The organism is Cellulomonas sp., from assembly GCF_965229465.1.
GTDB lineage: Bacteria > Actinomycetota > Actinomycetes > Actinomycetales > Cellulomonadaceae > Cellulomonas.
In genome coordinates this window covers 1073716-1096527 of record NZ_OZ245882.1, presented here as the reverse complement: position 1 = coordinate 1096527, position 22812 = coordinate 1073716, and the positions used below count along the sequence as shown (strand labels likewise).

At 72.1% G+C, this 22812-nt stretch carries 20 protein-coding genes; 8 read left to right on the top strand and 12 right to left on the bottom strand.

Going from position 1 to position 22812, the window contains the following annotated elements:
• Positions 1 to 15 precede the first annotated feature (15 nt).
• Genes ACO06A_RS05195 through ACO06A_RS05175 form a run of 5 tightly spaced genes read left to right on the top strand, consistent with a single transcriptional unit; the run spans position 16 to position 4076 of the window.
• Positions 16 to 915, top strand: coding sequence for a phytoene/squalene synthase family protein (locus tag ACO06A_RS05195; RefSeq protein ID WP_421734980.1), 900 nt, complete (start codon positions 16 to 18; stop codon positions 913 to 915).
• The gene (gene crtI / locus ACO06A_RS05190; RefSeq protein ID WP_421734979.1) at positions 912 to 2558 is read left to right on the top strand and encodes a phytoene desaturase family protein; all 1647 of its coding nucleotides are present in this window, start codon (positions 912 to 914) and stop codon (positions 2556 to 2558) included. Before ACO06A_RS05195 ends, crtI begins: the two co-directional genes overlap by 4 nt.
• A complete protein-coding gene (locus ACO06A_RS05185; RefSeq protein ID WP_421734978.1) occupies positions 2555 to 2908 on the top strand; it encodes a lycopene cyclase domain-containing protein in 354 nt (117 codons plus the stop codon). Before crtI ends, ACO06A_RS05185 begins: the two co-directional genes overlap by 4 nt.
• Positions 2905 to 3210, top strand: a complete 306-nt coding sequence (locus ACO06A_RS05180) for a lycopene cyclase domain-containing protein (RefSeq protein ID WP_421734977.1) — start codon at positions 2905 to 2907, stop codon at positions 3208 to 3210. The genes ACO06A_RS05185 and ACO06A_RS05180 overlap by 4 nt, the downstream gene beginning before the upstream one ends.
• Complete coding sequence (locus ACO06A_RS05175; protein ID WP_421734976.1) at positions 3207 to 4076, top strand: prenyltransferase; 870 nt, start codon at positions 3207 to 3209, stop codon at positions 4074 to 4076. The genes ACO06A_RS05180 and ACO06A_RS05175 overlap by 4 nt, the downstream gene beginning before the upstream one ends.
• Here ACO06A_RS05175 and ACO06A_RS05170 read toward each other — a convergent pair.
• Positions 4060 to 4509: a hypothetical protein gene (locus ACO06A_RS05170; RefSeq protein WP_421734975.1), complete on the bottom strand. Its 450-nt coding sequence runs from the start codon at positions 4507 to 4509 to the stop codon at positions 4060 to 4062. The two genes, ACO06A_RS05175 and ACO06A_RS05170, sit on opposite strands and share 17 nt — an antisense overlap.
• 44 nt (positions 4510 to 4553) lie before the next feature.
• Here ACO06A_RS05170 and ACO06A_RS05165 point away from each other — a divergent pair, with 44 nt between their 5' ends.
• Entirely contained in the window at positions 4554 to 5639 is a 1086-nt protein-coding gene (locus tag ACO06A_RS05165) for a hypothetical protein (protein WP_421734974.1), read from the top strand.
• On the opposite strand, the gene ACO06A_RS05160 is transcribed toward ACO06A_RS05165, so the two are convergent.
• The 10 genes from ACO06A_RS05160 to ACO06A_RS05115 all read right to left on the bottom strand — a co-directional run bounded on the left by ACO06A_RS05160 (position 5629) and on the right by ACO06A_RS05115 (position 19265).
• Positions 5629 to 6099 (bottom strand): hypothetical protein, encoded by a 471-nt coding sequence (locus tag ACO06A_RS05160; RefSeq protein ID WP_421734973.1) that lies wholly within the window; start codon positions 6097 to 6099, stop codon positions 5629 to 5631. The genes ACO06A_RS05165 and ACO06A_RS05160 overlap by 11 nt on opposite strands.
• A gap of 52 nt (positions 6100 to 6151) precedes the next feature.
• Positions 6152 to 7855 (bottom strand): ABC transporter ATP-binding protein, encoded by a 1704-nt coding sequence (locus ACO06A_RS05155; RefSeq protein WP_421734972.1) that lies wholly within the window; start codon positions 7853 to 7855, stop codon positions 6152 to 6154.
• A complete protein-coding gene (locus ACO06A_RS05150) occupies positions 7852 to 8964 on the bottom strand; it encodes an ABC transporter permease (protein WP_421734971.1) in 1113 nt (370 codons plus the stop codon). The genes ACO06A_RS05155 and ACO06A_RS05150 overlap by 4 nt, the downstream gene beginning before the upstream one ends.
• A gap of 1 nt (position 8965) precedes the next feature.
• Positions 8966 to 10066, bottom strand: coding sequence for an ABC transporter permease (locus ACO06A_RS05145; protein WP_421734970.1), 1101 nt, complete (start codon positions 10064 to 10066; stop codon positions 8966 to 8968).
• A gap of 101 nt (positions 10067 to 10167) precedes the next feature.
• Positions 10168 to 11814 carry an ABC transporter substrate-binding protein gene (locus tag ACO06A_RS05140; protein WP_421734969.1) on the bottom strand — a complete coding sequence of 549 codons (1647 nt, stop codon included), beginning with the start codon at positions 11812 to 11814 and terminating at the stop codon, positions 10168 to 10170.
• Positions 11815 to 12032: 218 nt separating this feature from the next.
• Complete coding sequence (locus ACO06A_RS05135; RefSeq protein WP_421734968.1) at positions 12033 to 16409, bottom strand: OmpL47-type beta-barrel domain-containing protein; 4377 nt, start codon at positions 16407 to 16409, stop codon at positions 12033 to 12035.
• Positions 16410 to 16554: 145 nt separating this feature from the next.
• The gene (locus tag ACO06A_RS05130; protein WP_421734967.1) at positions 16555 to 17502 is read right to left on the bottom strand and encodes a DUF808 domain-containing protein; all 948 of its coding nucleotides are present in this window, start codon (positions 17500 to 17502) and stop codon (positions 16555 to 16557) included.
• 56 nt (positions 17503 to 17558) lie between these two features.
• On the bottom strand, positions 17559 to 18122 hold the full coding sequence (locus ACO06A_RS05125; protein WP_421734966.1) for a YqgE/AlgH family protein: 564 nt from the start codon (positions 18120 to 18122) through the stop codon (positions 17559 to 17561).
• 7 nt (positions 18123 to 18129) lie between these two features.
• Positions 18130 to 18705: a GNAT family N-acetyltransferase gene (locus ACO06A_RS05120; protein WP_421734965.1), complete on the bottom strand. Its 576-nt coding sequence runs from the start codon at positions 18703 to 18705 to the stop codon at positions 18130 to 18132.
• A complete protein-coding gene (locus ACO06A_RS05115; protein WP_421734964.1) occupies positions 18702 to 19265 on the bottom strand; it encodes a TetR family transcriptional regulator in 564 nt (187 codons plus the stop codon). Before ACO06A_RS05115 ends, ACO06A_RS05120 begins: the two co-directional genes overlap by 4 nt.
• 83 nt (positions 19266 to 19348) lie before the next feature.
• Between ACO06A_RS05115 and ACO06A_RS05110 the strand changes: the two genes are divergently transcribed.
• Positions 19349 to 20245, top strand: coding sequence for an SDR family oxidoreductase (locus tag ACO06A_RS05110; protein WP_421734963.1), 897 nt, complete (start codon positions 19349 to 19351; stop codon positions 20243 to 20245).
• On the opposite strand, the gene ACO06A_RS05105 is transcribed toward ACO06A_RS05110, so the two are convergent.
• Positions 20230 to 20466, bottom strand: a complete 237-nt coding sequence (locus ACO06A_RS05105; protein WP_421734962.1) for a DUF7455 domain-containing protein — start codon at positions 20464 to 20466, stop codon at positions 20230 to 20232. The genes ACO06A_RS05110 and ACO06A_RS05105 overlap by 16 nt on opposite strands.
• 223 nt (positions 20467 to 20689) lie before the next feature.
• Here ACO06A_RS05105 and ACO06A_RS05100 point away from each other — a divergent pair, with 223 nt between their 5' ends.
• Entirely contained in the window at positions 20690 to 22804 is a 2115-nt protein-coding gene (locus tag ACO06A_RS05100) for a hypothetical protein (RefSeq protein ID WP_421734961.1), read from the top strand.
• The last annotated feature ends 8 nt before the right edge of the window (positions 22805 to 22812 follow it).

Here is a 22812-nt window from a genome sequence, read left to right as displayed (position 1 = left end):
GTGCCGGGGGAGCAGATGTCGGACGTGCGATCTGCCCGTGACCGGGCGCTCCGGCTGTACGACGCCACCGCCGCGCGCACCAGCGCCGGGGTGCTCGCCGCCTACTCCACGTCGTTCGGCCTGGGCACCCGGCTGCTCGGTCGGCGCGCCCAGCAGGACATCCGCGCGGTGTACGCGCTGGTCCGGCTGGCCGACGAGGTGGTGGACACCTACCGCGGCGACGACGCGGGGGCCGAGCTGGACGAGCTGGAGGAGCAGACGGCCCGCGCCCTGCGCACGGGGTACTCCACCAACCTGATCGTGCACGCGTTCGCGCGGACCGCCCGCCGGGTCGGCATCACGGCCGCGGAGATCACGCCGTTCTTCGCCTCGATGCGCGCGGACCTGACGGTGCACGAGCACGACCGGGCCAGCTTCGACGCGTACGTGTACGGGTCGGCCGAGGTGGTCGGCCTGATGTGCGTGCGCGCGTTCCTCAACGAGGACCGGCGTCCCGACGAGCCCGTCCGCGAGCCCGACGAGACGCAGGTGGCCGGAGCCCGCGCGCTGGGTGCGGCGTTCCAGAAGATCAACTTCCTGCGCGACCTCGGCGACGACACGCAGGAGCTGGGGCGCACCTACTTCCCGGGGACCACCCCGGGCCGCCTCGACCAGGCGCAGCTGGACGCGATCCTCGCGGAGATCACCGCGGACGTGGCCGTCGCCCGGGCCGCGGTGCCGACCCTGCCGCGACGGGCCCGCTACGCGGTGGGCGCGACGCTCGCGCTCTACCAGCGTCTGCTCGACGAGATCGCCACGCGGCCGCCCGAGTCGCTGCTCACCGGGCGGGTGCGACTGCCCGCCCCGGTCAAGCTGCTCGTCGTCGGGGAGTCCGTGCTGGCCGAGGCGCGGTCGGGTCGCGAGGTCGGCGCATGACCGCACCCCGTCCCGGGCGCGTCGTCGTCATCGGCGGCGGCATCGCCGGACTGACCACCGCCGCGCTGCTCGCCCGCGGGGGCGCGTTGGTGACCCTGCTGGAGCGGCACGACCAGCTCGGCGGCCGCACCGGGACCGTGTCGATCGACGGCTTCCGGTTCGACACCGGACCGTCCTGGTACTTCATGCCCGAGGTGTTCGAGCACGCGTTCGCTCTCCTGGGCGAGCGGATCGAGGACCACGTCGAACTCGAGCGGCTGGACCCGGCGTACCGGCTGTTCCCGGAGCCGGCGGACGGCGGACCCGCGGAACCGTTCGACGTGGTCGGTGACCAGGAGGCCAACTGGGCGACGTTCGAGGCGCGCGAGACCGGCGCCGGCGAGGCGATCCGGCGCTACACGGAGGCGTCGACGCAGGCGTACCGCACCGCGCTCGACTCCTTCCTGTACACCACGTTCGCGCGGCCGGACCGGCAACTCACCGCGGACATCGTCCGGCAGACCGGCACGCTGGCAGGCCTGCTGACCGGCACGCTGGCGGACAAGGTGGCCGCGACGGTCACCGATCCGGTGCTGCGCCAGGTGCTCGGGTACCACGCGGTGTTCCTCGGGTCGTCGCCGTACCGCGTCCCCGCCCTGTACTCGCTGATGAGCCACCTCGACCTGGTCGACGGCGTACGTTTCCCGCGCGGCGGGATGTACACGGTCATCGAGGCGCTCGAGCGGATCGCCCGCAAGGAGGGTGTCGAGATCCGCACCGAGGCCGATGTGGCCTCGATCGAGATCGAGGACGCCCGGCCCTCGCTCGGCCACCCGCGCAGGTCCGGCACCGCCCGCGGGGTCCGGCTCGTGGACGGCTCGGTGATCCCGGCCGACGTCGTCGTGTCCGCCGCGGACCGGCACCACACCGAGACGGCCCTGCTGGGCGAGCACCGCGACCTGCCCGACCCGTGGTGGGAGAACCGGGGACCCGGCATCTCGGCGCTGCTGATCATGGCCGGCGTGCGCGGTGAGCTCCCGGAGCTGGCGCACCACTCCCTGTTCTTCACGCGGGACTGGCCCGGCAACTTCGAGGACATCCTGGGCACCGGCCGGTCGACGCCGGCGGACGGCCTGCGGGTGCCGGAGGCGGCGTCGATGTACGTCTCGCGGACCACCGCGAGCGACCCGACCGCGGCCCCGCCGGGCCACGAGAACCTGTTCGTCCTCGTCCCGTTCCCCGCCGACCCCTCGCTCGGTGGGGAGGCGCTCGAGCGGCACGCGGACCGGTTCCTCGACCAGGTGGGCTCCTGGGCGGGCGTCCCGGACCTGCGCGACCGGGTAGTCACCCGACGCGTCGTCGGCCCCGCCGACTTCGCCCGCGACTTCTCGGCCTGGCGCGGCAGCGCGCTGGGCATGGAGCACACGCTGCGGCAGAGCGCGATGTTCCGGCCGGGTGACGTGTCGTCGCGCGTCCCCAACGTGCTGCACGTCGGAGGTGGCACGATCCCGGGTGTGGGACTGCCGATGTGCCTGATCAGCGCCGAGCTGGTGGTCAAGCGGATGCTGGGTGAGACCTCGTCGCACCCGCTGCCCGCCCCGCTGCGCCCCGGGTTCCTGGCCGCAGCCCGGCCCCGCGGGGTCTGGAGCGAGTCCGTCGGATGAGGTTCGCGTACCTCGGCGCCCTGCTGCTCTCCCTCGGCGGGCTCGCCCTGCTGGACCGCCGGTTCCGGCTCGCGTTCTGGGAGGACGCGCGCCGCGCGACGCTGACCGTCGGCATCGGCGTCGTCGGATTCCTGCTCTGGGACGGCCTCGGGCTGGTGCTGGGCATCTTCGCGCGCGGGGACTCGCCGCACATGACCGGGCTGCTGCTGGCTCCCGAGCTGCCGGTGGAGGAGGCGTTCTTCCTCGCGCTGCTCTGCTACACGGCCCTGCTCGCGTGGCGCTGGTTCGACCAGAGCTCCGCGCTGCGCGAGGCCGGGCGCCGGGCCCTCGACGACGAGGGGACGCGATGACGAACATCGTGCTCAACCTCCTCGTCCTGGCGGTGCTCGGTGCCGTCTCGTGGCGGGTGCTGCGCGGGATGCGCGGCATGCCGCTGGTCTGGACCGTGCTGCACCTGTGCGTGCTCACGGCCGTCTTCGACACGGTCATGATCGACGTCGGCCTCTACGTGTTCGACCCCGACAAGATCCTCGGCCGGTACATCTGGGGCGCCCCCCTGGAGGACTTCGCCTACGCGATCGCCGCCGGCGTCGGCATGCCGGTGCTCTGGGTGGCCCTCGGGCGGCGGAAGAGCCGGCAGGACCGCGCGTGAGGGAGGTCCTCGCGGCGTCCCGGCCGTTCTCCTGGATCAACACGGCCTACCCGTTCGCCGCGGGATACCTGCTGGCCACGGGCGGGCGGATCGACGCGACGTTCGTCATCGGCACCCTGTTCTTCCTCGGCCCGTACAACCTGCTGATGTACGGGATCAACGACGTGTTCGACTACGCCTCGGACCTGCGCAACCCCCGCAAGGGTGGCATCGAGGGCGGCCTCGTCGAGCCGGCCCGGGCGCGGGAGGTGCACCGGCGGATCCTGTGGGCGTGCGTCGTCGCGACCGTGCCGTTCGTCGTCTACCTGCTGGTGGTCGGCGACCTCGCCGCCAACCTCACGCTCGCGCTCGTCCTGTTCCTCGTCGTCGCGTACTCCGCGCCCGTGCTGCGTTTCAAGGAGCGCCCGGTGCTGGACTCGCTGACGTCCGCGATGCACTTCGTCGGCCCGCTGCTCTACGCGCTGGTGCTGGTGGACGCCGATCTGGGCGCCCGCACGGTCTGGCCGGTGCTCGTCGCGTTCGTCTTGTGGGGCATGGCGTCGCACGCGTTCGGGGCGGTGCAGGACGTCCGCGCCGACCGCGAGGGCGGGATCGCGTCGGTGGCCACCGCCCTGGGGGCGCACCCGACCGTCGTCGCCTCGACCGTGCTCTACGTCCTGGCCGCGGCCGTGCTGCTGGTGGTCCCGTGGCCGGGCACGCTCGCCGCGGTGCTGCCCGTGCCGTACGCGATCAGCACCGCGCAGTTCTGGTCGGTGCGCGACGAGGACTGCGAACGCGCCAACGCGGGGTGGCGACGGTTCCTCTGGCTCAACCTGGTGACCGGCTTCCTGGTGACCATGCTGCTCATCGTCATCGCGCGGAGCTAGCCCGCCGCCGTCCCCTGAACACCTGCACGTGCGTCACGACGCCGATCCCGGTCAGCATCCAGAGGAGCCCGAGCAGCACGGGGACGGCGACGCGGACCGCGGGGACGACGAGCGCGGCGGCGGCCCCGGCGGACGCGTCCCACCACACGACCCAGCTCGTGTCGCGCGGTCCTGACCACCACCACCGCGAGAGCAGCAGCGCGGGAACGACATGCAGGACGGCGATCCGTGCGGCCGCTCGGCCCGGCAGCGAGGCCGCCGCCGACAGCAGGACGACGACGGTGGTGCCGATCGCCCAGCCGAGATCGGGAGGCAGGCCCAGCTCCGTCCCCCGTAGCTGGGTCGCCATGCCGACCGTCACCGCGAGCACAGCGGCGATCTGGGTCAGGACGGTCGCCACCCGGTCGGCTCGGCTGAGGGTCGGCGCGGTCACGCGCAGAGGGTACCGACTACGGCCGTCGTCGCTACAGTCCCCACATGGCGGACGCGAGCAGCCTCGACTGGACCGTGTTCGTGCTGGTCGTCGGCCTGCGTCTGGTGGTCCCGCTGTTCATCCCGCGGTTCCCGCTGCCGGCCATCCTCGCCGCGCTGGTGATCGACGGCGTCGACAAGTCGATCTTCGCCGCGTTCACGGACTTCCCGCTCGACAACTACCAGTCGTACGACAAGGCGCTGGACATCTACTACCTGACGATCGCGTACCTGTCGGTGCTGCGGAACTGGCGCAACCCGTTCGCGGTCGGGGTGGCGGCATTCCTCTGGTACTACCGGCTGGTGGGGGTGCTCCTCTTCGAGGTCACCGACGCGCGCTGGCTGCTCATGGTCTTCCCCAACACGTTCGAGTACTTCGTGATCGCCCTCGAGGTGGTCCGCACGCGCTGGGACGCCGCCCGGCTGAGCAGGGCTGCGCTCCTGTGGACGGCGGGGCTCATCTGGGTGGTGATCAAGCTGCCGCAGGAGTGGTGGATCCACGTCGCGCAGCTGGACTTCACGGACGAGTTCGGGGAGCTGGTCACCGAGCACCCGTGGGTGTGGGGAGTCCTGGCGGTCCTTGCGGTGGTGCTGGTCGTCGTCGGCCGGCGCGTGGCTCGGCGCCTGCCGCCCGCGGACTGGCCGTTCACGCTGGACGCGGACGTGATCGCCGTACGCGTGGGCTGGGTGCCGAGGGGGCCGGTCGGGGTCGCGCCGACCGGTGTGGGCCATCTCGTCGAGAAGGTCGCGCTGGCGGGCCTGGTCACGATGGTTCTGTTCGAGTCGTACCCGTTGGCGGAGGGGCGGCTCTCGGTGGTCGCGCTCGTGGTCGCGGGGACGGTGCTGGTGCACGCGGCTCTCGCGCTGCGGCGGCGGCGGGCGGCGCTCGGTGTCGAGGTGGTGGTCAACACGGTCATCAGCGTGGTCGCCATGCTGGTGTTCGCAGCGTTCGCCACAGCGCAGCCGGGGCAACCCAGCCAGGTGTCCGTGGGCGACGTGCTGCTGTTCGCGTACGTGGTCGCCCTCATCGTCACGCTCTACGACCGCTACACGGCCCGCCGCGAGGCGTGCGCGCAGCCGCTCAGCGCCTGAACCGCGCGACGAGGCCGAGGACCGCGAGCGCCCACAGGAGCACGACGAGCGCCGCCTGCGCCACGGCCACGGGCAGCCAGGGCGACTCGAACGCGTGCGGCGGGTCCTGACCCAGCGAGCCGACCAGCGCGACCGTGTAGCTGCCACCGCCCTCCGTGCGCCAGCCGACCCAGCTGAGGCTGACCGCGGGCACGACGAACAGCACGGCCAGCCGGCGGGCCGCGACCGCGCCTGCCTTCCGGTCGACCACGAGGGTGGCGACGGCGAGGACCACGACCATCGCGAGCGACACCACCCGGACGGTGGCGACGCCCTGCGGCACCGCCATGGCGACCATGAACACCCCCGTGGACGTCGTCACGTGGTCCGGGGGAGCCCACAGCGGGATCGTGGCCAGCGCTGCGAGCACGCTCAGCACGCGCACCAGGCGCGAGCGAACGGGCTGGTCAGCGGCGGTCACCCGGTCACGCTAGGGGGCGGACCGGTTCACCCGGGGGTGAACAGACCCGACGTCACCCGTGCGCGCGCAGGTTCCTCCACGTCTCCCGGCGGGCGGCCTGCTCGACCGGGTCCGGCACGGGCAGCGACGCGAGCAGCCGCTGGGTGTACGGGTGCTTAGGCGCACCGAGCACCTCGTCGCCCGTGCCCTCCTCGACCAGCACGCCGCGGTGCAGGACCGCGATCCGGTGGGCCAGCAGGTCGACGACGGCCAGGTCGTGGCTGATGAACAGGCACGCGAAGCCCAGCTCGGCCTGGAGCCGGGCGAACAGGTCGAGCACGCGCGCCTGCACGGACACGTCGAGCGCGCTGGTCGGCTCGTCGGCGATCAGCAGCTCCGGGCCCAGGATGAGCGCCCGGGCCAGGCTGGCGCGCTGGCGCTGGCCACCCGAGAGCTCGTGCGGGAACCGGTCGCCGAAGGCCTTGGGCAGCTGGACGGCCTCCATCAGCTCGTCCACCTTCGGCCGCGCCTCGTGCGGGTTCGGCGCCAGGCCGTGCACCACCATGGGCTCGGCGACGCACTGCGCGATGGTCAGCAGCGGGTTGAAGCTGGTCGCCGGGTCCTGGAACACGAACCCGATGCGCTTGCGGACCGGGCGGAACGTCTTCTCCTTGACGCGGAGCATCTCGACGCCGTGGACCTTCAGGGATCCGTCGCTGATCGGCGTCAGGCCCGCGATCGCGCGGCCGATGGTCGTCTTGCCGCTGCCGGACTCGCCCACCAGGCCGAGCACCTCGGCGGGCCGGATGACCAGGTCGACGCCGTCGACCGCGGTGAAGTCGGGCTGCCGCAGCCGGCCGGGGTAGACGATGCGCAGGTCTGTCGCCTCGACGACGGGCGTCGCCGACTGGTCGACCACCATGGCGTCGAGCTCGTCGCCCACCCGCACGCGGTCGCGCAGGCGACGCCCGCCGACCCGCGGCACCGCGTCGAGCAGCCGCCGCGTGTACGGGTGCTGGGGTGCCGAGAACAGGGTGTGCACGTCGGCCTGCTCCACGATCTCGCCCTCGTACATGACGGCGACCCGGTCGGCCAGGTCGGCGACGACGCCCATGTTGTGCGTGATCAGGACGATCGCGGAGCCGAACTCCTGCGGGAGCCGACGCAGCAGGTCGAGGATCTCCGCCTGCACGGTCACGTCGAGCGCCGTGGTCGGCTCGTCGGCGATGATCAGGCCCGGGTCGAGCACCAGGGCCTGCGCGATGACGATGCGCTGCTTCTGGCCGCCGGAGAACTGGTGCGGGTAGTGGTCGACGCGGTGCTCCGGGTCGGGGATGCCGACCAGCCGCAGCACCTCGATGGCTCGGGCGCGGGCGTCCTTGTCGGACAGCCTGCCGTGCGCGCGCAGGCCCTCCGCGATCTGCCAGCCCACGGGGAACACGGGGTTCAGGGCGGTCGACGGCTCCTGGAAGACCATCGCGGCGTCGCGCCCACGCACGTCCCGTAGGCCGGTGCCCCGCAGGGTGGCGATGTCGTGCGTGGCCGATCCGTCCTTGCGGGTGAGCAGGACGGCCCCGCTGGTCAGGGCGGTCTCGGGCAGCAGACCGAGGATCGAGCGGGCGGTCACGGTCTTGCCCGACCCCGACTCGCCGACGATCGCGAGCACCTCTCCGGCCGCGACCTGGAGCGTGACGCCCTCGACCGCGCGGACGGTGCCCGAGTCGGTGGCGAACGAGACCCGCAGGTCCTGGATGTCGACGACGTTCTCGGCGGTCATGAGCGCGCTCCTTCTCCGTCGTTCCCGCCGAACAGGTCGGACGGTCCCTCGAGCTCGTCGATGCTCTCGACGCCGGGGACGCGGTCGGTGGCGACCCCGCCGGGCACGGCGGTGACCGGGCTCAGGGCCGCGGCCTTCGCGGCGCGGCGGGTGCGCAGGCGCGGGTCCGCGAGGTCGTTGAGCGACTCGCCGACGAGGGTGGCGCCGAGCACGGTGAGCACGATTGCGAGGCCGGGCGGCACCGCGGTCCACCAGATGCCGCTGGTCACGTCCGAGAGCGACCGCGACAGGTCGTAGCCCCAGTCGCCGGCCTTGGTGGGCTCGATGCCGAACCCGAGGAACCCGAGCCCGGCGAGCGTGAGGACGGCCTCGGAGCAGTTCAGCGTGAGGATCAGGGGGAGCGTCCGCGTCGAGTTGCGCAGCACGTGCCGGCCCATGATCCGCACGGGACCCGAGCCGATCACGCGGGCGGACTCGACGAACGCCTCGGCCTTGACGCGGACCACCTCGGCGCGGACCACCCGGAAGTACTGCGGGATCATCACGACGCTCAGCGAGATGGCGGCCGCCATGACCCCGCCCCACATCGACGACTGCCCGCCGCTGATGACGATGGCGACCACGATGGCGAGCAGCAGGGACGGGAACGCGAAGAGCGCGTCCGCGATCACGACGAGCACGCGGTCGACCCAGCCGCCGAAGTACCCGGACACCAGGCCGACGATGACGCCGATGAAGATCGAGAGCACGACGGCGGCCACGATGACGAGGAACGCCGGGCGGGCGCCCCAGATGGTGCGCGACAGCACGTCGTAGCCGCCGACGGTGGTGCCGAGCCAGTGCTCGGCGGACGGCGGCTGCTGGGCTCCGAAGTTCACGTCGCCGGAGCTCAGCTGCGCGTAGCCGTAGGGCGCCAGCAGCGGCGCGAAGGCGGCGACGAACAGGAACACGAACGTCAGCACGATGCCGACGAGCAGCATGGTGCGCTGGAGGCCGACGCTGGTGCGGACCTGGTGCACCACGGGGAGGCGCTTCCAGAGCGACGTGTGTTCGGGCGTCGGCGGTGCGGCGTGGGCGACGACGAGGCCCTCGGGAATCTCGGTGGTCATGTCAGTACCTGATCCTGGGGTCGACGAGCGCGGCGATGACGTCGACCACGAAGTTGGTCAGCGCCACCACCACGGCGAGCAGCACGACGATGCCCTGGACGGCCACGAAGTCGCGCGCGAGCAGGTACTGGACCAGCTGGAACCCGAGGCCCTTCCACTCGAACGTCTTCTCGGTGAGCACGGCGCCGCTGAGCAGCAGCGCGACCTGGAGGCCGATGACGGTGATGATCGGGACGAGCGCGGGGCGCCAGGCGTGCTGGCGCAGCAGTCGCCGCTCGTTGACGCCGCGCGACCTGGCCGCCTCGACGTAGCCGGTGTTGAGGGTGCCGATGACATTGGTGCGGACGAGCCGCAGGAAGATTCCGCCGGTCAGCAGGCCGAGCGCGAGGGCGGGCAGGATCGCGTGCTCCAGCACGTCCAGGACCGCTGCCGGGTTGCCCGTGCTGATCGCGTCGATGAGGTAGATCCCCGTCCCCGCGCCGTTGCGCTGGAGCTCGATCTGCGTGTCGGTGGACGCGCGCCCCGCGACCGGCAGCCAGCCGAGCCAGACCGAGAAGACGAGCTTGAGCAGGATGCCCGCGAAGAACACGGGGGTCGCGTAGGCGAGGATCCCGGAGATGCGCAGCGAGGCGTCCACGCCCTTGTCGCGGCGGGCCGCGGCGATGCGACCCAGCGGGATGCCGACCACGAGCGCGACGAGCATCGCGTAGACCGCCAGCTCGAGCGTCGCGGCGCCGTACGTGAGGACGATCTCGGTGACCGGGCGGTTGTCGGAGATGGAGCTGCCGAAGTCGCCGCGGAACACCCGGCCCAGGTACTCGAAGTACTGCACGAGGATCGGCCGGTCGTACCCGGCGGCCTCGATGCGCTCGGCCAGCTGGTCGGCGGTGAGCCGGCCGCCGAGCGAGGCGGTGATCGGGTCGCCCGTCGCCCGCATGAGGACGAAGACGGTGGTCACCAGGATGAAGATCGTCGGGAAGATCAGCAGGAACCTGACCAGCAGGTAGCTGCCGAGCTTGCCACCCGGCCTCCTGCGCTGAGGCGCCCGCGCGTCAGGCGCCGGCGCGACGCCCGAGGGTGCGTCGGTGGTGAGGGAGGTCATGGGTTCCTTGCCTGTTGCGTGCGTGTTGTGGTGCCGACGAGCCGGACGGCCCCGCCCCCGAGTGTGCTCGGAGGCGGGACCGTCGGCCTGCTAGGACGAGATCAGCTCGTGGCGAGCGCGCCGTAGCGGAACTTGAACGACGCGTCGAGCGTGTTCTCGGTGCCGGTCACGTCCGTACCCACGACCGCCACCTGGGCGCCCTGAAGATACGGGACGGTGGACAGGTCCTGGGCGACGGCGTCCTGGATGCCCTCGATGAGCGCGGTGCGGGCGTCGGGGTCGGTCGTCGTCGCCTGCTCCAGGATCATGTCGTTGACCTCCTGGTTGACGTAGTGGTTGCTCAGGAAGTTCTCCGTGAGGAAGAACGGCGTGAGGTAGTTGTCGGCGTCCGAGTAGTCCGGGAACCAGCCGAGCTGGTACGCGGGGTAGACGTCGGCGGTGCGGTCCTTGGCGTACTGGACCCACTCGGTGGTCTGCAGGTCGACCGAGAAGAGGCCGTCCTTCTCCAGCTGCTCCTTGATCAGGGCGTACTCGTCGGCCGAGGACGGGCCGTAGTGGTCGTTCGAGTACTGGAGGCTGAGCGTGACCGGCGTGGTGACGCCGGCGTCCTCGAGCGCGGCCTTGGCCTTGTCGGCGTCGGGACCGCCGTCGCCGTCGCCGTACAGACCCTTCAGCGACTCGGTGGCACCCGTGAGGCCGTCCGGGACGTAGGAGTACAGGGGCGTGTAGGTGCCCTTGTAGACCTGCTCCGACAGCGGCGCCCGGTCGATCAGGTCGGCCACGGCCTGGCGGACCGCGAGGGCCTTGGCCGGGTCGGCCTCAGGCGTCTTGGCGCCGAACGGCTGCGTGTCGAAGTTGAACGTGATGTAGCGGATCTCCCCGCCGGGGCCGTCGATGACCTTGACCTTGTCGTTGGTCGACAGGTCCTCGATGTCCGTCGCGGAGAGGCTCCGGAACGCCACGTCGATGTTGCCCTCCTGGATGTCCAGCTTGAGGTTCGACGAGTCGGCGTAGTACTTCACGTTGACCTCGGCGGTCTTCGCCGCCGGGAGCACGCCCATGTAGTCCTTGTACGCCTCGTACGAGACGAGTTCGTTGAAGGAGTAGCTGGTGATCGTGTACTGGCCGGCGAAGGCGTTGCCGTCGACGATCTCGGTGTCCGGAGTCACCGCGTCGGCCGCGAAGACCTCCTCGTCGACGATCGGGCCCGCGGGGCTCGACAGGATCTGCGGGAAGATCTGGTCGTTCTCCGACTTCAGGTGGAAGACCACCGTGGTGTCGTCGACCGCCTCCGTGCTGTCCAGGTTGTAGAGCAGCGACGACGGACCGTTCTCGTCGGCGATGGCCACCTGGCGGTCGAACGAGAACTTGACGTCCGAGGACGTGAGGTCGTGACCGTTGGCCCACTTCAGGTCCGGCTTGAGCACGACGGTGTACTCGGTGGGGGCCGTGAACTCCGCCGAGATGGCGATGTCCGGCTCGACGTCCGGGCTGCCGTACGGCGTGTTCATGAGGAACGGGAACACCTGGTTCATGACCGCGAACGAGCCGTTGTCGTACGAACCGGCGGGGTCCAGCGTGGTGACCTTGTCGGTGGTGCCGATGGTCAGCGCGCCCCCGGCGGAGGTGCTGCCGCCGTCGGCGCCGTCGTCGTCGCTGCCCGAGCATGCGGTGAGCACGAGGGCGGTCGCCGCGAGGCCTGCGGTCGCCGCGAGGACGCGGCGGCGTGATGGTGCGAGGGAGGTCATGCGCTACCTCTTCTGTCAGAGCCGCGGGCGCGCAGGGGCGCTCCCGCCGGCTGGGTTCTCAGTGGGCTATGGGTAGCACACAGATGTGTCCGGCATATCGAGGGTCTTACCGATAAGTAACATCCAGATCTCGGGATGGTCACGATCGGCTCGGGTGACACGACGAAGCGGGGCGCCTGCGCGGTCCCCCGCGCACGCGCCCCGCTCGGTCTGCTCCGTCACGGAAGGACGATGAGCAGCCTCCGGTCGGTCGACGCCTGGACGGTGGGCGTTCCGGCGTACCGGGTGTCGACCAGGTACAGCCCGACCGGCAGCCGGGGCAGTCGCAGCGTGGCGGTGGAGACCCGCTGCGCACCGGGCGTCAGAGCCCCGGTGACCTGCGCGACGACCGGTCCGTCGCCGTGCAGCCGCACGCCCCGGACCGTGGTCGTGACGTCACCTGTCGGCGCTGAGCCCGTGGCCGCCCGGACCGTCGCGGTGACCGTGGCCTGCGACGTCCGGTGGACCGGCCGAGGTGCGATGGACACCGTCGTGGTCGAGCGCACGGCATTCGCGGCGGGCACCGGGGTGCTCGTCGTGGTGCCCACGTTGCCCACCTGGTCGACGGCCCGGTGCTCGACGGTCGTCGCCCCCACGCCGAGCTGCACCGGGGCGGCGTAGGTCGTCCAGGCGCCGGTGCCGATCCGGTACTCGAGCCGGTCCACCCCCGAGCCTTCGTCGGCCCCGGTGAGCGTGACCCGCCGCTGGGCGTCCACGGTCGCCGCCGACGTCGGAGCGATCGCGTCGAGTGCGAACGTGACCGACCGGACCTCGGAGACGTTGCCGGCCGCGTCCGTCGCACGGACCGCGACGGTGTGCTCGCCGTGGCCGTCGACCTGCACGGAACCGGTCTGCGTCCACGGCCCGCCGTCGACCGACATCTCGAGCGAGACGCCCGCCCGGTCGTCGGACGCGGTGGCCACGACGGTCGCCGGGGCCGCGCGCCAGTCGCCCACGGCATCGGGGGAGACCAGGAGCGAGTCGACCGTCGGGGCCGTCGTGTCCGCCGGCACCGTGTGCAGGGTCAGGAACGTGACCGAGTACGGCGGCAGGTCGTACGTGAACGACGAGGACAGCCCGTCGATCTCCCGCGTGACCGGCTCGACCGTGCTGGGTGCGGTCTTGGTGTTGGTCGCCCCGGGGGGCGCGACGATCTCCGTCACCGAGCCCGTCGGCGCGATCTCCGCGTCGGAGACCTCCACCTGCGTGCGCTGCGTGACCGCGGAGACGTTGACCACCTTGGCCACGATGTCGCCGCTGTCCTCGTCGCGGGTGACCACCTGGAAGACGTCCGCCGCGGGGGCGGGGTCGTCGTAGGACATCTGGAGCACGCCGTCGAGGTACAGCTCGATGTGCCGGTCCTGCACGACGATCTTGACCCGGTAGGTCTGGTCGGTCGCGATGCTGTGGCCCTCGACCGCCTTCACCTCACCGGCACCGCCGCCGTCGGCCTTCTGGAGCGCCTGGCGGGTGTTGTTCCAGCCGCCCAGGTTCCACCAGAAGTAGTCGCTGGGACCGCCCGCGGCGAACCCGACGAGGAAGCCCTCGGCACCCGCGGTCTTGCGGGCGTCGAGCTCGAGCGTGTAGTTGCTCCAGTCCTGCTCGTAGGCGCCGGTCGGGATGCTGCGGGCGTCGGTGACGGTGGTGCTGGACTGCACGTACTCGCCGTCCACCACCGACCAGTCGCCGGTCTGCGGGGACCAGGCGGACGCGTCGGCGAAGTCCTCCTCGAACAGCACGGCACCGCCGTCGTTCTCGGTCACGCGGACGTTGTCGTACGCGGCCGAAGTGGCCCACGTGGACAGGAACACCCCCCCGTCGAGGGGCTGCGGCTCCACCGACGGGGTGGTCAGGACGCTGGGCACCACCTGGTCGCCGACGTTGTTCGAGAACAGGTGCTGGACCCAGTAGTTGGCGCTGGACCAGGACTCGTCGTTGTCGAACCAGATGGCGTCCGGCGACCACTGGACGTACGACTCGTTGGCCAGCAGCGGCGCGTAGGACGCGAGGTCCACCAGGTCGCCGTTGCGCTCCAGCCCGGTCATGTAGGCGGCCTCGGACAGGCCGTTCCACCAGGTGTTCCCGCGCGAGGCGTACTCGCCCAGGAACACGTGCGGACCCTCGCGGTCGTAGGAGTCGTACCGCTCGGTGTTGGCCAGGAACCAGCTCGGGTCGTTGTAGTAGTGCTCGTCGACCAGGTCCACGTCCTGCTCACGGGCGAAGTCCCAGAGGGTGTCGAACCGGGCGCCGGTGTCGTCCGGACCCGAGTTGGAGATGATCTTCACGTCCGGGTAGGCGGCCGCGATCGCGTCACGGAACGCCGGGAAGTTGGCCTCGAACGTGGTGGTGTTCTCCTCGTTGCCGAGCCCGATGTACGGCAGCTCGAACGGCTCGGGGTGACCGAGGGCGGCGCGCTTCGCACCCCAGGTGGTGGACACGTCGCCCGTCGCGAACTCGATGAGGTCGAGCGTGTCCTGCACCCAGCGGGCGATCTGCGTCGGGTCGGTCATCTCCGGGATCGTGCTCCCGCAGCCGTTGGCGCCGACCGACAGCACGGGCAGCGGGACGGCCCCGAGGTCCTCGGCCAGCTCCATGTACTCCAGGTAGCCGATGCCGTAGGACTGGTTGTAGCCCCAGAAGTTCCAGTTGGTGGCCCGCTCCTCGACCGGCCCGATGGTCTCCTTCCACTGGTAGGTGCGGCGCCGGTCGGTGTACCCGGACTCCTCGTAGGTGCGGAACGTGCCGACGTTGGTGACGCAGCCGCCGGGGAAGCGCAGGAAGGACGGGTCGAGCGCGGCGATCTTCTCCGCCAGGTCCTTGCGCAGCACGGACGTGCCGTTCACCGGTCCGACCCACGTGTCCTGCGGGAACAGGGACACCTGGTCGAGGTGGAGCGTGGAGGCCGCACCGGCGAGGACGACGAACCGCCCCGCGTCGGTGGTGGCGCTCGCGGTCAGTGTGACCTCGTACTTCTTCCAGACGTCCGACCCGTCGACGTCGACGGTGCCGGACGCGACAGTCTCCGTTCCGTTCTCGACGGCCAGCGTCAGCTCCTGCGGCGTGGTGGTGCGGACCCAGACGCTCGCGTCGTAGGACGCACCGGCCTTGACCGCGACACCGGAGTTGTAGCTCGCGTTGCGCAGGCCGTCGCCCGCCGCAGCCGCGACCAGCACGGCTCGCGTGCGGTTGGTGGCGTTGAGCCGGCCGTCGTCGTCGACCACCGAGACCGTGGTCCCGGCGCCGCTGCGGTCGAGCACGTCCCAGGCGGTCAGGCCGGTGAACGTGCCGTTGTCCGCGGTGGTGAACTCGAAGGAGCGGTTGCGCACCAGCTCGGCGTACAGACCGCCGTCGGCCGCGTAGTTGATGTCCTCGTAGAAGATCCCGTACAGCCGGTCGGAGATCTCCGCGTCCGTCCCGTCGCCGTCGATCGCGATGGTCGTCCCCTCGGCGACCGCGAACGGTTCGGGGACGAACCCGGCGGCGTCGTCGACGTCGCCCAGGACGAGCGCGCCGTCGACGATCCCCACGGCCTGCGACCGGTCCGCGGTCGTGAGGTGCAGCTTGCCGCCACCCGCCTCGGTGAGCAGGAGGGTGGTCGGAGCGTCGCCCAGGGCCAAGCGCCCGTCGGCGAGCACGGTGACGGCCCGGTCCCCGGCCGCGAGGGTCACCCCGCCGGCGACCGCGGTCGCGTCGAGCACGAGGGTGTCGCCGGGGCGCTGCTGCACCACGACGATCGCGTCGTCGGCGCCCGTGGTCAGGTGCGGCGCGGACCCGGGCGCCCGCAGCGTGAACGGTCCGTCGGGCACCACGTCCTCGCCGGGCGACGCCACCAGGGTGACGTCGTCGAACACGGCCGGGAAGGTGGTGCCGTCCTGCGCGCCGAGCGCGTACAGGCCCACGTGCTCGATCGGGAACGTGACGTCGACGGAGCTCACGTCGACCCACGCGGTCGTCGTCTCGTCCCACCGCGCGGTGGTCACGGTGTCGCCCGTGCGGGTCAGCCGGAGGGTCTCGCCCGTCGATCCGGGGCGGTCCTCGAAATGGTCGGCGGCGAAGATGGCCGCGGTCTCGATGTCGTTCTCGATCGCGATCCCCGACGGCGTGATCCCGCCGACGAACGTCAGGCCGGACCGCACGTAGTTGTCCAGGTCCTGGTACGCGATGAGCCCGGCGCCCTGGAACGTCGTGGTGACCGACGCCTGCACGTCCACGGAGATCGAGAAGTCGCCGTCCGGGATGTCGAGCGTCATCACGTTGCGCGCGGAGTTGTTGCCCTGCCAGGTGTCGCCGGGCAGCGCGGTCACGGTCAGCGCGCCCGGGTTCGCGGTCAGCGACCGTGCGGTCGGCTCGTCGTTCACCGCGGTCCAGCGCGGGTTGAGGGTCGCCGTGTCGAAGGTGTCGGTCCACGCGCCGTCGGGGACGGGTGGCGCGGCGCTCGCGGGGGCCACGACGGTGGCGCCGAGCGGCACGACGAGGGCGACGGCGAGGGCGGCGCGCAGCCCCAGACGACGGTGCGGACGGGTGTTGCTGCTCGGTCGCGAGAGTGCGACGGGCATGGCTGCCTCCCTGCGCGCACATCGTCGTGCGCCTCGCCCGGGACTCCGTCGCGCCCGATGTGAGCGCTAACATCCCGGTGAATGCGACGACCCTAAGGCGAACGGGACGATTGCGGCAAGAGGTTCTACAACGATTACCGAACGGTCAGTGCGCGGGCTCGGCCTTCGTGCGCCTGGGGATCAGGTGCATGACGCCGAGCACCACCGCACCCACCACCAGGCCGACCAGGGCGGAGCCGAGGGTGTCGATCAGCCACGCGAGGAGCCCACCTACGCCGGGGATGTCCTGCACGGCCTCCTCGAGGTGGTGCAGGAGGTCGATCGGGACGTGCCAGCCCAGGTCGTCGACGCCGGCGAGCAGGATGTGCCCGCCGACCCAGAGCATCGCGACGATGCCCACGGTGGACAGGACGGAGAGAACCTTCGGCATCGCCAGGACGAGCCCGCGCCCGATCGCGGCCGCCGCGCCGTTGCGCCGCTCCGCGAGGTGCAGGCCGATGTCGTCCATCTTCACGATCAGCCCGACGACCCCGTAGACCAGCACGGTGATCGCGACCGCGACGATGGCCAGGATGATCGCGCGGGACACGAACGGCTCGTCGGCCACCTCGTTCAGCGCGATCACCATGATCTCGGCCGACAGGATGAAGTCGGTGCGGATCGCTCCGCTGACCATGGACTTCTCGGTGCCCTCGCCCTGGGCGCCGACCGGGGTGGTCGTGTGCTCCTTGGCGTGCCCGCTGACCAGCTCCCAGATCTTCTCCGCGCCCTCATAGGCCAGGTACGTGCCGCCGACCATGAGGATCGGGGTGAGCAGCCACGGCAGGAACTGGCTGAGCAGCAGGGCCGCCGGGAGGATGAACAGCAGCTTGTTGCGCAGCGAGCCGACCGCGATCCGGCGCACGATCGGCAGCTCGCGGTCCGGGGTGAACCCGTGGACGTAGCGGGGCGTCACGGCGGTGTCGTCGATGACGACGCCCGCGGCCTTCGCGCTCGCCCGGCCCGCCGCCGCGCCCACGTCGTCGACCGACGCCGCGGCGAGCTTCGCCAGGGCGGCGATGTCGTCGAGAAGAGCCGCCAGACCGCCTGCCATCAGTTCTCCCTCGTTCGCGGATGCTCGGGTGATCCTGGCACACGGGTGTGCCGCGGTCAGTTCAGGCTGGCGTCCTCGGCGAACGTGGAGACGATGGCCAGGTCGCCGCCCTGCCGTCGCAGCACCCGCCGCCACAGCCGCGTCGGGTCCGCGGTCAGCACGTCGTCGGCGAGCGCGTCGACCACGAACCAGGAGCGCTCCGCCAGCTCGTCCTCCAGCTGGCCCTCGCCCCAGCCGGCATAGCCCGCGAACACCCGGACCCCGCCCACGTGCGGAGCCACCGACTCCGGCGCGGCGTCCAGGTCGACGAGGCCGAAGCGCCCAGCCATCCGGTCGACCTCGGGGGACAGGTCGGCTCCGTGGGGGATCGTGACGACCCCCATCGCCGTGTCCAGGCCGACCGGTCCGCCGTGGAACAGCAGCGGCGGGTCGCTCACGTGCGCGTGCCACTCGGGCAGGACGACGCTCACGTCCACCGTCGAGGGCCGGTTCAGCACGACGCCGACCGCCCCGCCCTCGCCGTGGTCGAGCAGCAGGATGACGGTCCGGTGGAAGGTCGGTTCGCGCAGGCTCGGCGTGGCGACGAGCAGGCGACCGCGCAGCCCCGTGTCGTCTGGCATCGGCCCATCATCCCAGGCCGCGGAGCTCCCGACGCATGATCACGCGCGACCGACCGCCGCTGTGTGCCGTCGTCTCGGCGGCCTGGGTGAACCCCGCCGCCTCGAACAGCCGCCGGGTCCCCACGTAGCCCGAGATGAGGTCGACGCGGTCCCCGCCCTCGACGTCGATCGGGTACCCCTCGACGACCTCCGCGCCGCACGACCTGGCGTGCGCGACCGCCCCCTCGAGCAGCTCGTGCATCAGCCCGCGGCGCCGGAACGCCGGCCGGACCACGAAGCAGACGATGCTCCACGCGTCGCGGTCGTCGACGAACGGGATGGTCCGCGAGCGCATGAGCCGCCGGTACGAGCTCCGCGGTGCCACCGAGCACCATCCCGCGGCCTCGCCGTCGACGTACGCGAGCACCCCGGGTCCGGGTTCCTGCGCGCACTCGTCGCGCATGTACTGCGCGCGCTCCTCGTTGGGCACGCGGCTGTCCCGGTACGCCATGCACCAGCACCCGCTGCCGCCCGGCTTCTTGACGCCGACGACCTCGTAGAAGCCGTCGTACCGCCCGACCGCGGGGAGCACCTCCACCGTCACGACGCCACCACCGCGCGCAGGTCGACGAGGGCGCCCTCGATCGCGGCGGCCAGGCTCGTCGACGACGCCCCGGACACCCACCGCTCGAAGCCGAGGCCGAACACCGCCACCCCGGCCTGCGCGGCCAGCGCGGCGGCGGGATCGGGCACACCGCGGGCGCGCAGGGCCTGTGTCGCCGCGCTGCCCAGGCCGGCCATCTTGAGCAGCTCACGCTCCTGGAGCGCCGGGTTGGCCGCGATCACGGTGGCTCGGCGCCGCGCGTGGTCGCGGCGCTCCTCGAGCATCGAGCCGGCGTCGGCGAACGCCCGGCCGACCACCTCGATAGGCGGCAGGCCGGCGGGCGCGGCCGCGATGGCGTCGACGAGGCGGTGCTCCAGGGTGCCCGAGCCGTCGAAGAGCACCTCGCGCTTGTCGGCGAAGTGCCGGAAGAACGTCCGCTCGGTGACGCCGGCGCGCTCGGCGATGTCCTCGACGGTCGTCTGCTCGAACCCGCGCTCGGCGTACAGCTCCAGCGCCACGCGTGCCAGGCGACCGCGCGCGTCCGGCTCCCATCGACCCATGCGGACGAGTGTAGTGATGACAGCGACTGACATTGGGCGTACTGTCGTGATGACAGTTGCTGACATCACTCGAGGAGCTCTCCATGCACGTCTTCGTCACCGGCGCGTCCGGCTGGATCGGCTCCGCGGTCACCGCGGAGCTCCTGGCCGCGGGCCACCAGGTCACCGGGCTCGCCCGCTCGTCGGAGTCCGAGGCCGCGATCTCGGCCGCCGGCGCCTCCGCGCACCGCGGCAGCCTGGACGACCTCGACAGCCTCCGCGCGGGGGCCCAGGCCGCCGACGCCGTGATCCACCTCGGCTTCAAGCACGACTTCTCCGACATGCCCGGTGCCTGGCGCACCGAGCGGGCGGTCGTCGAGACGTTCCTCGACACGTTGGAGGGGTCGGACCGCCCGTTCTTGCTGGCGTCCGGCGTCGCGGGCCTCACGCCGGGTCGGGCGGTGACCGAGCGCGACGCCAACCCCAGCCACGGCCCGGACAGCATGCGCGGCGGCGCCGAGAACCTCGCGCTCGAGCACGCCGACCGGGGAGTCCGCTCGGTCAGCGTGCGCTTCGCGCCCACCGTGCACGGCGAGGGCGACCACGGCTTCGTCGCCACCCTCGCCGGCGTCGCCCGCAGCACCGGCGTGGCCGGCTACGTCGGGGACGGCTCTGCCCGCTGGCCCGCCGTGCACCGCCTTGACGCCGCGCACCTGGTGCGGCTCGCGCTGGAGGGCGCGCCGGCCGGGACCGTGGTGCACGCGGTCGCCGAGGAGGGCATCGCGACGCGACAGATCGCCGAGGCCCTGGGTCGCGGGCTCGACCTGCCGACGCGGTCGATCGACCCGGCCGACGTCGACGGCCACTTCGGCTGGATCGGCCGGTTCTTCGCGCTCGACATCCCGGCGTCCAGCGCCCTCACGCGCGACCTGCTCGGCTGGGAGCCGGCGCGCGCCGGGCTGCTGGACGACCTCGCGGCCGGGTACTACACCGCGGTGTAGCTGGGCTCGTCCAGGCGGTGGCGCTCGTCCTGGATCGTGGCGCCCGCCGCGACCAGCTTGAGCTCGTGGGCCCGGAAGTGGTGGCCGCAGAACAGGAGCTCCATCCCGTCGGCCGTCGGGAGGGTCGCCCGGACGAACGCCTGCGCGCCGCACCGGTCGCAGCGGTCCTGGCGGGTGAGCTCGGCGGCGGTCACGGTGGTCTCGATGGTGGTGGCGCTCATGTCCGGGTGCCTCGTCTCGCTCGGGTGGCGGAGCTCGCGCTCCGTGGTTCTGCCCATCCGAACGGTCGGCCCCTGGGCTCCATTCCGGTGTTCGCCCAACGGGGAATCCGCCGAGGTCGGGACCTCCGGCCCTGCTGTCGTCGGCGCCCTCCAGCGGAGCGTGGTGAGTGAAGTCCCAGCGACGGGGCCGGTCCCTGCCGCGGGCGCGGCGCGGAGGCGCACGATGCGACGAGGACGCGGTCACCTGTCCCTGCGAGCAGCACGCGGTGCACGGGGGGTGCTGGCCGTCGGACTCCTCGGCGTGCTCGCGCTCGTCGCGGCACCGACGACGGCGGTGGCCGTGGTGCCGGGGGACCCCGCCGATGCCACGGTCTTCGTGCTGAGCGCGCCGGCGACGACGGTGGCCGGAACACCCGTCGACGTCACGGTGACCGCGCACACCGCCAGGGGCGAGATCGCCACCAGCTACCTGGGCTCGGTGCAGCTCAGCACCGACGACCCTCGGAGCCCGGTCGTGCCGCCCGCCTACCTGTTCACGTCGGCCGACGCCGGGGTGCACACGTTCGCCGGGCTGAACCTGCACGCCGCGGGCACGTGGACCGTCACCGCCACCGAGATGTACTACAGCCTGACCGGCACGACGACCGTCCGGGTGTTCAGCGGACCGGCCGTACGCCTGGAGACGACGGAGCACACGCTGCTGGTGCAGGCCGGCGGGACGGTCACGGTCCCGGTCGCCGTCAAGGACGCCTGGTCGAACCTCGCCACGTCGTACCGCGGCACCGTGACGCTGGCGGCCGGCGACCCGCGCGCGGTCGTGGCCGCACCCTGGACGTTCACGGCGGCCGACCGAGGCCGCCACGACCTGGCGGTCACCCTGTACGGCGCCGGCCACTGGGTCGTCTCCGTGAGCGACCCGACGCTCGCCGGTGACCGCGTCGGCGTCACCGTCATGCCCGGGCCGGCAGCCACCCTCGAGGTGCAGGCGCCCGCGACCGCGACCACGGGCGTCCGGTTCCCGCTCACCCTCGCCGTGCACGACTCCTGGGGCAACCTCGCCTCGTCGTATCGCGGCACGCTCGCGCTGAGCAGCACGGACGGCGGAGCCGGTGGCTGGTTCACCCCGGCGCAGTACACGTTCACCGCCGCCGACGCCGGACGCGTCGTGCTCACCGGCCTCCAGGGGGCGGTGCTGGCGACCCCGGGCGCGCGGACGATCACGGTGCGCGACGTCACGGACCCGGCGCTTGCCGCGGCGGCCACGGTGGCCGTCCGGCTCCCGACCGGGCACGCCCTGTACGCGTGGGGCGAGAACGCCTGGGGCCAGCTGGGCACCGGGACCACCACCCCGAGCCTCAGCCCGGTCCGCGTCGGCACCGAGCGCACGTGGGTGCGGGTGTCGGCGAATGACCTCCACACCGCCGCCATCAAGGCGGACGGCACCCTGTGGGCCTGGGGCAACAACAGCGACGGACAGCTCGGCGACGGCACCCGGACCCCGCGCAGCACGCCGGTCCGCATCGGCACCACCAACCAGTGGGCCTGGGTCTCCGTCGGCTGGAGGTACACGCTCGCCCTCAAGCGCGACGGGACGCTGTGGGGCTGGGGCCGCAACTGGTCCGGCCAGCTGGGCAACGGCACGACCACGAGCCGGCTCAGCCCGGTCCGGATCGGCACCGACAACCACTGGGTCGCCCTCAGCACGGCCGACTCCTACAGCCACGGGCTGAAGAGCGACGGCACGCTCTGGTCCTGGGGACGCAGCTTCGTCGGCGGACTGGGCGACGGATCGACGCAGCACCTCTCCCCGGTCCGCATCGGGACGGACTCCCGCTGGGTGTCGGTCTCTGCCGGCGGCCTGCACAGCGTCGCGATCCGCAGCGACTCCACGCTGTGGGCGTGGGGCGACAACGACTACGGGATGCTCGGAGACGGCACGACCACGGCCCAGCTGCGACCCCTGCAGGTCGGGGCAGGCCGTCCCTGGGCCGTCGCACGGGCCGGCGGCGCCTTCACGCTCGCGATGAGCGGCTCGACCGTGTTCGCCTGGGGCAAGAACGACCGCGGCCAGCTGGGCGACGGCACGACGACCAACCGGCTGCTCCCGACCTATCTCCCGCGCAACACATGGTGGCGGGCGACGACCGTGGAGGCCGGCGAGGAGCAGGGCTTCGTCGTGACCACCGGCGGCGCGCTCGTCGGATGGGGCGGGAACCTCTCCGGCGAGGTCGGGCTCGGCACCACCGGACCGGTGCTGACCCCCACCCGGATCGGGACCGCGACCACCTGGTCGGACGTCTCGACCGGCTTCCGACACACCATGGGGCTGCGCGACTGACGGTGCCG

Bases quoted from the DNA above. Each gene is read 5' to 3' on its own strand.
- ACO06A_RS05180 (WP_421734977.1), top strand. From the start codon at position 2,905: ATGACGAACATCGTGCTCAACCTCCTCGTCCTGGCGGTGCTCGGTGCC.
- ACO06A_RS05105 (WP_421734962.1), bottom strand. From the start codon at position 20,466: ATGAGCGCCACCACCATCGAGACCACCGTGACCGCCGCCGAGCTCACC.
- ACO06A_RS05150 (WP_421734971.1), bottom strand. From the start codon at position 8,964: ATGACCACCGAGATTCCCGAGGGCCTCGTCGTCGCCCACGCCGCACCG.
- ACO06A_RS05115 (WP_421734964.1), bottom strand. From the start codon at position 19,265: ATGGGTCGATGGGAGCCGGACGCGCGCGGTCGCCTGGCACGCGTGGCG.
- ACO06A_RS05165 (WP_421734974.1), top strand. From the start codon at position 4,554: ATGGCGGACGCGAGCAGCCTCGACTGGACCGTGTTCGTGCTGGTCGTC.
- ACO06A_RS05140 (WP_421734969.1), bottom strand. From the start codon at position 11,814: ATGACCTCCCTCGCACCATCACGCCGCCGCGTCCTCGCGGCGACCGCA.
- ACO06A_RS05130 (WP_421734967.1), bottom strand. From the start codon at position 17,502: ATGGCAGGCGGTCTGGCGGCTCTTCTCGACGACATCGCCGCCCTGGCG.
- ACO06A_RS05100 (WP_421734961.1), top strand. From the start codon at position 20,690: ATGCGACGAGGACGCGGTCACCTGTCCCTGCGAGCAGCACGCGGTGCA.
- ACO06A_RS05125 (WP_421734966.1), bottom strand. From the start codon at position 18,122: ATGCCAGACGACACGGGGCTGCGCGGTCGCCTGCTCGTCGCCACGCCG.
- ACO06A_RS05110 (WP_421734963.1), top strand. From the start codon at position 19,349: ATGCACGTCTTCGTCACCGGCGCGTCCGGCTGGATCGGCTCCGCGGTC.
- ACO06A_RS05185 (WP_421734978.1), top strand. From the start codon at position 2,555: ATGAGGTTCGCGTACCTCGGCGCCCTGCTGCTCTCCCTCGGCGGGCTC.
- ACO06A_RS05195 (WP_421734980.1), top strand. From the start codon at position 16: ATGTCGGACGTGCGATCTGCCCGTGACCGGGCGCTCCGGCTGTACGAC.
- ACO06A_RS05135 (WP_421734968.1), bottom strand. From the start codon at position 16,409: ATGCCCGTCGCACTCTCGCGACCGAGCAGCAACACCCGTCCGCACCGT.
- crtI (WP_421734979.1), top strand. From the start codon at position 912: ATGACCGCACCCCGTCCCGGGCGCGTCGTCGTCATCGGCGGCGGCATC.
- ACO06A_RS05145 (WP_421734970.1), bottom strand. From the start codon at position 10,066: ATGACCTCCCTCACCACCGACGCACCCTCGGGCGTCGCGCCGGCGCCT.
- ACO06A_RS05155 (WP_421734972.1), bottom strand. From the start codon at position 7,855: ATGACCGCCGAGAACGTCGTCGACATCCAGGACCTGCGGGTCTCGTTC.